The following is an 8,543-nucleotide window of genomic DNA, read 5'->3' as shown; positions in this document are numbered from 1 at the left end:
ATCTCGGCCCGCGACTTCCGTGCCCAGTGGCAGGCGCTCAGCGGCGGCAACGGCTCCTACGAGGCCGCGCGCAACGCCGGCTACGACCGCATCGCGTCGATCGGCAAGGGCGAGGGGAAGCACGAGGTGAAGGTCGTCTTCGCGCGCCCTTACGCGGACTGGAGGTCGCTCTTCACGCCGCTCTACCCCTCGGGAGCCACCCGCAGCCCCCGCGCATTCAACGAGGGCTCCCGCACCTCGCTGCCGGCGACGGCGGGGCCGTTCAGGCCGGTCGGCTTCAGCCCCGGCGGCCGCCGGGTGCGGCTGGAGCGCGACTCGTCCTGGTGGGGCGACGAGCCGAAGCTCTCCCGCATCGAACTGCGCGCCGTTCCGCGCGGCGAGCGTCAGAAGGCCCTGAAGAAGGGCGGGTTGGACGTCGCGGAGCTCGACACCACCTCCGCAGAACGGGTCGCGAAGGCCCAGGCCGCGGGGAAGAACGGGGACCGCGCGGCGGGCGAGGGCGCGGGCTCGGGCGGCCGCGTCGCGCACGACGCCGGCCGCGTCGACCCGGCCGGAGCCCCCGACGCGATGCACGGCCACGGCGTCGTTCGCGGCGCCCACCCGGAGTTCGCCGGGGACGGGCAGCGCGAAGCGCGCGCCGACGGGTCGCAGCGGGGGCACGGTGCCAAGACGGAGCGGGAGCTGCGCAAACTCAAGGGCTACACGGTCCGCAAGGCGCTCGATCCCGCGTACACGCAGCTCGCGCTGAACGGCGAGAGCGGACCGCTCTCCGACGAGCGGGTGCGCCGCGCCGTCGCCCGCGCGATCGACAGGGACGAACTGGCGGAGCACGCGCTCGGCAAGGCAGGGCTCCCGGCGAAGCCGCTCGGCAGCCACCTGCGCATGCTCGACCAGGACGGCTACAGCGACAGCAGCGACGCGCTCGGCGGCAAGGACGTCGAGTCGGCCCAGGGGCTCCTCGCCGAGGCGGGTTGGGAAGGCGTCGGCTCGCCCGGCGGCGGCGACGGCAGCGAGAAGAAGGCCGAGGGCGGCCCCGCGGAGGCGGACAGCGCCTCGGAGCAGAAGGCGCTCCGCGCGGAGCCGCCCGAGCGCCGCACCGAGGCGCAGCGCTCGGTCCACCTCACGCGGGCCGAGGCGGCGCAGGTGGTCCGTCGGCCGCTGAGCCCGGCTCCGGAGGCGGCCACGCAGCGCGCCGGACTGCTGGAGCAGGCGGCGGCCTCCGCGCTCCGCGGTGTGCACGCCGAAGCCGACGACGCGAAGCCGGGCCGCGGCGAGCCGGGCGCGGGCAACCCGGAGGCGAAGCAGCTCCGCGCGGCGAAGGCGCAGCTCGCCGAGGCGCGCACCGCACGCGCGCACGCACGGGAGCTCAGGCTGGCGTCGAACGGTTCCTCGTCGGCGGTGCGTATGAAGGAAGGCAAGCCGCTGGCGCTCCGCTTCGTCCTGCCGAAGGGCCCGGGCACCGCCGAGATCCGCGCGACGGGCGAGCGGATCGCCTCCGCCCTCGACGACGTGGGGGTGCGTACACAGGTGCTCAAGGTCCCCGGTGAGAAGTACTTCAGGGAGTACATCGCCGAGGGTGAGTACGACCTGGCGCTCTATTCCTGGCCGGCCTCCGCCTACCCGGCGACGGATGCGCGTCCGATCTTCGCGAAGCCCCAGCCGGCCGCGGACGGCTCGCTCCAGGTCGAGCAGAACTACACCCGCGTCGGCACCGACCAGATCGACCAGCTCTTCGAGCAGGCGGCCGGCGAGCTCGACGACGACGAGCGCAGGGAGCTCATCGGGAAGGCGGACGCCCGCATCTGGGCCGCGGCCGGCTCCGTCCCGCTCTACCAGCGTCCGCAGCTCGTCGCGGTGAAGGAGGGCGTCGCCAACGCGGGGGCCTTCGGCTTCCAGACCCCGCGCTATCAGGACATCGGGTTCAAGGAGTAGCCGAGTCGCGGCCGCCCCGGGGAGGTGTGCGAGCGTGGGCGGCGGCCCGCGGTCCGCGTACCTCCCCGGCGTCCGCGTACCATGGTTGACGAGGCCGCGGCAAGACCAGCCCGGCAGGCGCGAGGTTACGACGCAGCGCCGCCCCATCAGCCAACCCGGGAGAGTTGCTCCAGCATGCCCAGCACCGCCGAGGAAACGTCCGCCGCGCAGACCGTGGCCCGCGAGGACATCAGGAACGTCGCCATCGTCGCGCACGTCGACCACGGCAAGACGACCCTGGTCGACGCGATGCTCAAGCAGGCAGGTGCCTTCGGCGCGCACCAGCTGGAGTCGGTCGACGACCGCGTGATGGACTCCAACGACCTGGAGCGCGAGAAGGGCATCACGATCCTCGCGAAGAACACCGCGGTCCGCTACATCCCCAAAGAGGGGGACCCGGTCACGATCAACATCATCGACACCCCGGGCCACGCCGACTTCGGCGGCGAGGTCGAGCGGGGCCTCTCGATGGTCGACGCGGTCGTCCTGCTCGTCGACGCCTCCGAGGGCCCGCTGCCGCAGACGCGGTTCGTCCTCCGCAAGGCGCTCGACGCCCGCCTCCCGGTGATCCTCTGCGTCAACAAGACGGATCGTCCCGACGCGCAGATCTCCCAGGTCCTCGACGACACCTACGGCCTCTTCCTCGACCTCGACGCGGACGAGGAGCAGATCGAGTTCCCCATCGTCTACGCCTGCGCCAGGGACGGCATTGCCTCCCTGACGCAGCCGGAGGACGGCGCGGTCCCGCAGGACAGCGACAGCCTGGAGCCGTTCTTCACCACGCTGCTGGAGACGGTCCCCGCCCCGCGGTACGTGCCCGATGCGCCGCTCCAGGCCCACGTCACCAACCTCGACGCGGACAACTTCCTCGGCCGTATCGCGCTGCTGAGGGTGAAGCAGGGTTCGCTGAAGAAGGGCCAGACCGCGGCCTGGATGCGGCGGGACGGCTCGGTCCAGAGCGTCCGGGTCAGCGAGCTGCTGATGACGGAGGCGCTCACCCGCAAGCCCGCCGAGGTCGCGGGCCCGGGCGACATCTGCGCCGTCGCCGGTATCCCCGACATCATGATCGGCGAGACGCTCGCCGACGCCGAGAACCCGGTGGCGCTGCCGCTCATCACGGTCGACGAGCCGGCGATCTCGATGACGATCGGCACCAACACCTCTCCGCTCGTCGGCAAGGGCGGCAAGGGGCACAAGGTCACCGCGCGGCTCGTGAAGGACCGGCTCGACCGCGAGCTCATCGGCAACGTCTCGCTGCGGGTGCTGCCGACCGAGCGTCCGGACGCGTGGGAGGTGCAGGGCCGGGGCGAGCTGGCGCTGGCGATCCTCGTGGAGACGATGCGCCGTGAGGGCTTCGAACTCACCGTCGGCAAGCCCGAGGTGGTGACGAAGGAGATCGACGGCAAGCTCCACGAGCCGATCGAGCGCATGACGATCGACGCGCCCGAGGAGCACCTCGGCGCGATCACGCAGGTGATGGCGACCCGCAAGGGCCGCATGGAGACGATGACCAACCACGGGTCCGGCTGGATTCGCATGGAGTGGATCGTGCCCGCGCGCGGACTCATCGGTTTCCGCACGGAGTTCCTCACGGAGACGAGGGGCACGGGTATCGCGCACTCGCTCTTCGAGGGCCACGAGCCGTGGTTCGGCGATCTGCGCACTCGCCGCAGCGGCTCGCTCGTCGCCGACCGTTCCGGCATGACGACCCCGTTCGCGATGATGAACCTCCAGGAGCGCGGCGTCATCTTCACGGAGTCGGGCACCGAGGTGTACGAGGGCATGATCGTCGGGGAGAACTCCCGCTCCGACGACATGGACGTCAACATCACCAAGGAGAAGAAGCTCACCAACATGCGCGCGGCCTCCGCCGACAACACGGAGAGCCTCGTCCCGCCGCGGAAGCTCTCGCTGGAGCAGGCGCTGGAGTTCTGCCGCGAGGACGAGTGCGTGGAGGTCACGCCGGACACGGTGCGCATCCGCAAGGTGGTGCTCGACCAGAAGGAGCGCGGCAGGGCGGCGGCCCGGGCCAAGCGCTGAGCCCCAACTGCCCGTCCACGCAGGGCAGTTGGGCAAAACCCCGCACGCTCCGCATAACGGTGGCCGTGCTCGGATAGCGGATACCGGATGGTGACCTCTCCTAGATCCCAGGGAGATCCGGTGCAGTTGTCATGGAGGGGGTCGCTTCTCGGACGAGAGGTGACCCCCTCTAGTCTGTCCGTATTGCGGACGTGATCTTGGGGATGCCGTCGGGATAACTCGTTGACGTTCCGTTTCACCCGAGGTGCTTTAGGGGTCAATGTCCGTTTATCGAACGGCATTGCCGCCGACGTGACCGAAACGAGATCTGGAACCCCTGGTTCCAGTGGGGGGATTGCCCCATAGTAAGGGCTTAAAGCTCGGGTTAGTGGGTCACGCACCGCATGGGCGCCGGCTCCGAGCGCGGGGCCTCACCCCGTCCGACAGTGTCGCCGGATCGGGAGGGCCGCCCCCTTTCTCCATTCGGTGAACTGACTCAGGAGGACGCCCTGATGCGTGCTGCGAGAAGCATGAAGTGGGCCGCGACGGCGGCAGCGATAGCCGTCGCCGCGACGGCCTGCGGCTCCGGTGACAACGGCGATTCGGACGGGAACAAGCCCGACGGGTACGTCTCGATCTTCCACGGCGAGCCGCAGCGCGCGCTGCTTCCCTCGAACACCAACGAGAGCTTCGGCGGCTACGTCGTCGAGAACGTCTTCAGCACCCTCGTCGACTACAACGAGAAGGGCAAGCTCCAGAACGCCAACGCCGAGTCGGTCGAGACCGACGACAGCAAGACGTGGACGATCAAGCTCAAGAAGGGCTGGAAGTTCCACAACGGCGAGGACGTGACGGCCGAGTCCTACGTCAAGGCGTGGAACTGGTACGCCAACGTCAAGAACAACCAGTCCAACAGCGCCTGGTTCGAGCAGATCAAGGGCTACGAGGACGTCCACCCGGAGAAGGGCGACCCGAAGAAGGACGAGATGGAGGGCCTGAAGGTCGTCGACGACCACACCTTCACGGTCGAACTCTCGGAGAAGGTCTCCTACTTCAACTACATGCTCGGCTACTCGACGTTCGCGCCGGTCCCCGAGGCGTTCTACAAGGACCCGAAGGCGTTCGGCCAGAAGCCGATCGGCAACGGCCCGTACAAGTTCGAGAAGTGGAACCACAACAAGCTGATCCAGGTCGCCGCCTGGGACGGCTACAAGGGCTCGGACAAGCCGAAGAACAAGGGCATCCAGTTCAAGAACTACTCCACGATCGAGGGCGCCTACCAGGACGTCCTCTCGGGGAACCTGGACGCGGCCGACCAGGTCGGGCCGAAGGACCGCCCCAAGCGGAAGCAGGACTTCGGCAACCGCTCGATCGACAAGCCGTACGCCGGCAACACCACGATCGCGCCGGCCTTCTACGCCAAGCCGTTCAAGGACGTCGACCCGAAGGTCATCCAGGGCCTCTCGATGGCGATCGACCGCGACACCATCACCAAGACCGTCCTCGACGGCACCGCCGTGCCCGCCAAGTCCTTCGTTCCGGCGAACGTCGAGGGCTTCAAGGCGCTCGACACCGACGTCCTGAGCTACAACCCGAAGAAGGCGAAGCAGCTCATCAAGGAGGGCGGCGGCGTCCCGGGCAACAAGATCTGGATCCAGTACAACGCCGACGGCGGGCACAAGGAGTGGGTCACCTCCGTCTGCGACTCCATCCGCAAGGCGACCGGCGTCGAGTGCGTCGGCGACTCGAAGCCGAGCTTCGAGTCGGACCTCAAGGAGCGCGACGCCGACAACGTCAAGGGCACCTACCGCGCCGGGTGGATGGGCGACTACCCACTCAACATCAACTTCCTGAGGGACCTCTACCGCACCGGCGCCGACGCCAACTACGGCCGCTTCTCCGACAAGGAGGTCGACGGCCTCTTCAAGGACGGCGACAAGGCCGCTGACCTCGACAGCGCGGTGAAGGACTACCAGAAGGCCGAGGAGAAGCTCCTCCAGGAGATGCCGGCGATCCCGCTCTGGGACATGACGGCGAGCATCGTCCACAGCGAGAACGTCAAGAACGTCAAGGCGAACTGGGACGGCCACATCCTCCTGCGCGACGTGATCGCCAAGTAACCGACCGCGCGTTCCCCGGCGGGCGCCGGACCTCCGCGACCCGGAGGACCGGCCCCGCCGGACCGCTTCCCTCTCACGCTCCCCCCCAACGGAGGCACCATGGGGCGCTACGTCGCTCGGCGACTGCTCCAGATGATCCCGGTCTTCATCGGGTCGACTGCCCTCATCTTCTGCGCCATGTACGCCCTGCCCGGCGACCCGGTCCGGACGATGATGGGCGAGAAGTCCTACGACCCCGCGCAGATCGCGAACATCAAGGCCGACCTCGGCCTCGACCTGCCCCTCTGGCACCAGTACTGGAACTACCTCACGGGCCTCTTCCAGGGCGACTTCGGCACCCAGATAGCCAGCGGCCGCCCCGTGTCCGAGGTCATCGCGGACGCGCTGCCCGTCACGATCCAGCTGACGCTCTACTCGTTCGCGATCATCGTGGTCGTCGGCATCGCGCTCGGCGTCCTCGGCGGCCTGCGCGCCGACACCTGGGTCGACCGGGTGCTGCTCGTCTTCACCATGCTGCTGATCTCGATCCCGGTCTTCGTGCTCGGCTTCGTCCTCCAGTACTTCTTCGCCTTCGAGCTCCAGTGGGTCACCCCCACCGTCCAGAGTTCCGATTCCTGGGGGCAGTTGACGCTCCCCGCCGTGGTCCTCGCAGGGTTGTCGCTCGCCTACGTGGTGCGCCTGACCCGGACGTCCGTCGCGGAGAACCTGCGCTCCGACTTCGTACGCACCGCCGTGGCCAAGGGTCTGCCGCGGCGCCGCGTGGTCGGCATCCACCTGATGCGCAACTCGCTGATCCCGGTGGTCACCTTCCTCGGCACCGAGTTGGGCGCCCTCCTCGCCGGCGCCGTCGTCACCGAGGGCATCTTCAACGTGCACGGCATCGGCAACGTGATCTACCAGTCGCTGATGCGGCTGGAGGGGGCGACCGTCGTCGGCGTCGTCTCCCTGATCGTCATCCTGTACCTCGCCACCAGCCTGATCGTGGACCTGCTCTACGCGGTCCTCGACCCGAGGATTCGCTATGCCTGAGCCCGCCCTCACAAAGGAACGCCAGGACGCCCCCGCGGCAGGTGCCGCCTCGACCGAGGCCGCCCCCAAGCCGGAAAAGGCGCGCAGCCTGTGGCAGGACGCCTGGCGGAGCCTGCGGAGCAACCCGCTGTTCATGATCTCCGCGGTACTGATCGTGCTGCTGCTCACGATGGTCGCCTTCCCCGGGCTCTTCGCCGACGGCTCCCCGCGCGACGGCGACCAGGCCGCGCACTACCTCACCGAGCCCAACCTCGGGCACCTCTTCGCCAACGACTGGCTCGGCTACGACGCGCACGGCCGCTCGGTCTACGTCCGCGTGATCTACGGTGCTCGCAACTCCGTGCTCGCGGGCCTCGCAGTCACCGTCCTCGTCGCCTTCTTCGGCACTCTTGTCGGAATGCTCGCCGGCTACTTCGGCGGCTGGCTGGATTCGCTGCTTTCCCGGATCACCGACATCTTCTTCGGCATCCCGTTCCTCCTCGGCGCCATGGTGATTCTCACCGCCGTCACCGAGCGGAGCATCTGGATGGTGATCACCGCACTCGCGGTCCTCGGCTGGACGCAGGTCGCGCGCGTCGCCCGGGGCTCGGTGCTGACCGTGAAGCAGTCCGACTACGTGCAGGCTGCGAAGGCGCTCGGCGCCGGAACGTGGCGCATCCTCATGCGACACGTGCTGCCCAACGCCATCGCGCCGGTGATCGTCGTCGCCACCGTGGCGCTCGGCGGCTACATCGGCGCCGAGGCGACGCTCTCCTACCTCGGGCTCGGCCTCGCCGACCCCGCGATCTCCTGGGGCGTCGACATCGACACCGGCAAGGACCAGCTCCGCAACGCGCCCCACGTGCTGCTCTTCCCGGCGTTGATGGTGTCGATCACCGTCCTCGCGTTCATCATGCTCGGCGATGCGGTACGCAGCGCCCTCGACCCGAAGTCCCGCTGAGGGAGGCGTACATGACTCTGCTCGAAGTGCGCGATCTGCACGTGGAGTTCCAGACCAAGGACGGTGTCGTCAAGGCCGTCAACGGCGTCGACTACAGCGTCGAGGCCGGTGAGACGTTGGCGGTGCTCGGCGAGTCCGGCTCCGGCAAGTCCGTCAGCGCCCAGGCGATCATGGGCATCCTCGACATGCCGCCCGGGCGCATACCCAAGGGCCAGATCCTCTACCGCGGCGACGACCTGCTGACGATGAGCCGCGAGGAGCGGCGCAAGACCCGCGGGGCGAAGATCGCGATGATCTTCCAGGACGCGCTCTCGGCGCTCAACCCGGTGCTGACGGTGGGCTATCAGCTCGGCGAGATGTACCGGGTGCACCGCGGAGCCTCCCGCAAGGAGGCGAAGGCGAAGGCCGTCGAACTCATGGAGCGGGTGAAGATCCCCGCGGCCGCCGCCCGCGTCAGCGACTAT

At 68.9% G+C, this 8,543-nt stretch carries 6 protein-coding genes; all 6 read left to right on the top strand.

What is annotated here, in order from left to right:
- On the top strand, window positions 1–1,932 hold a 1,932-nt coding region (locus UWG_RS29960), incomplete at its 5' end, for an ABC transporter substrate-binding protein (protein WP_016907621.1).
- A 174-nt stretch (window positions 1,933–2,106) separates the two neighbouring features.
- Entirely contained in the window at window positions 2,107–4,011 is a 1,905-nt protein-coding gene (typA, locus tag UWG_RS0112865) for a translational GTPase TypA (protein WP_016907620.1), read from the top strand.
- A gap of 491 nt (window positions 4,012–4,502) precedes the next feature.
- Window positions 4,503–6,110 (top strand): peptide ABC transporter substrate-binding protein, encoded by a 1,608-nt coding sequence (locus UWG_RS0112860; protein WP_029391403.1) that lies wholly within the window; start codon window positions 4,503–4,505, stop codon window positions 6,108–6,110.
- Between the two features lie 99 nt (window positions 6,111–6,209).
- Complete coding sequence (locus UWG_RS0112855; RefSeq protein ID WP_016907618.1) at window positions 6,210–7,139, top strand: ABC transporter permease; 930 nt, start codon at window positions 6,210–6,212, stop codon at window positions 7,137–7,139.
- Window positions 7,132–8,079 carry an ABC transporter permease gene (locus UWG_RS0112850; protein WP_016907617.1) on the top strand — a complete coding sequence of 316 codons (948 nt, stop codon included), beginning with the start codon at window positions 7,132–7,134 and terminating at the stop codon, window positions 8,077–8,079. The genes UWG_RS0112855 and UWG_RS0112850 overlap by 8 nt, the downstream gene beginning before the upstream one ends.
- A gap of 11 nt (window positions 8,080–8,090) precedes the next feature.
- Window positions 8,091–8,543, top strand: a 453-nt coding sequence (locus UWG_RS29955; protein WP_016907616.1) for an ATP-binding cassette domain-containing protein, incomplete at its 3' end; no start/stop codon positions are given.

Origin of the sequence: Streptomyces xiaopingdaonensis, assembly GCF_000262345.1 — a bacterium.
Lineage (GTDB): Bacteria > Actinomycetota > Actinomycetes > Streptomycetales > Streptomycetaceae > Streptomyces > Streptomyces xiaopingdaonensis.
Note: the sequence above shows the minus strand (reverse complement) of the source record. Positions and strands in the feature narration are given on the sequence as shown.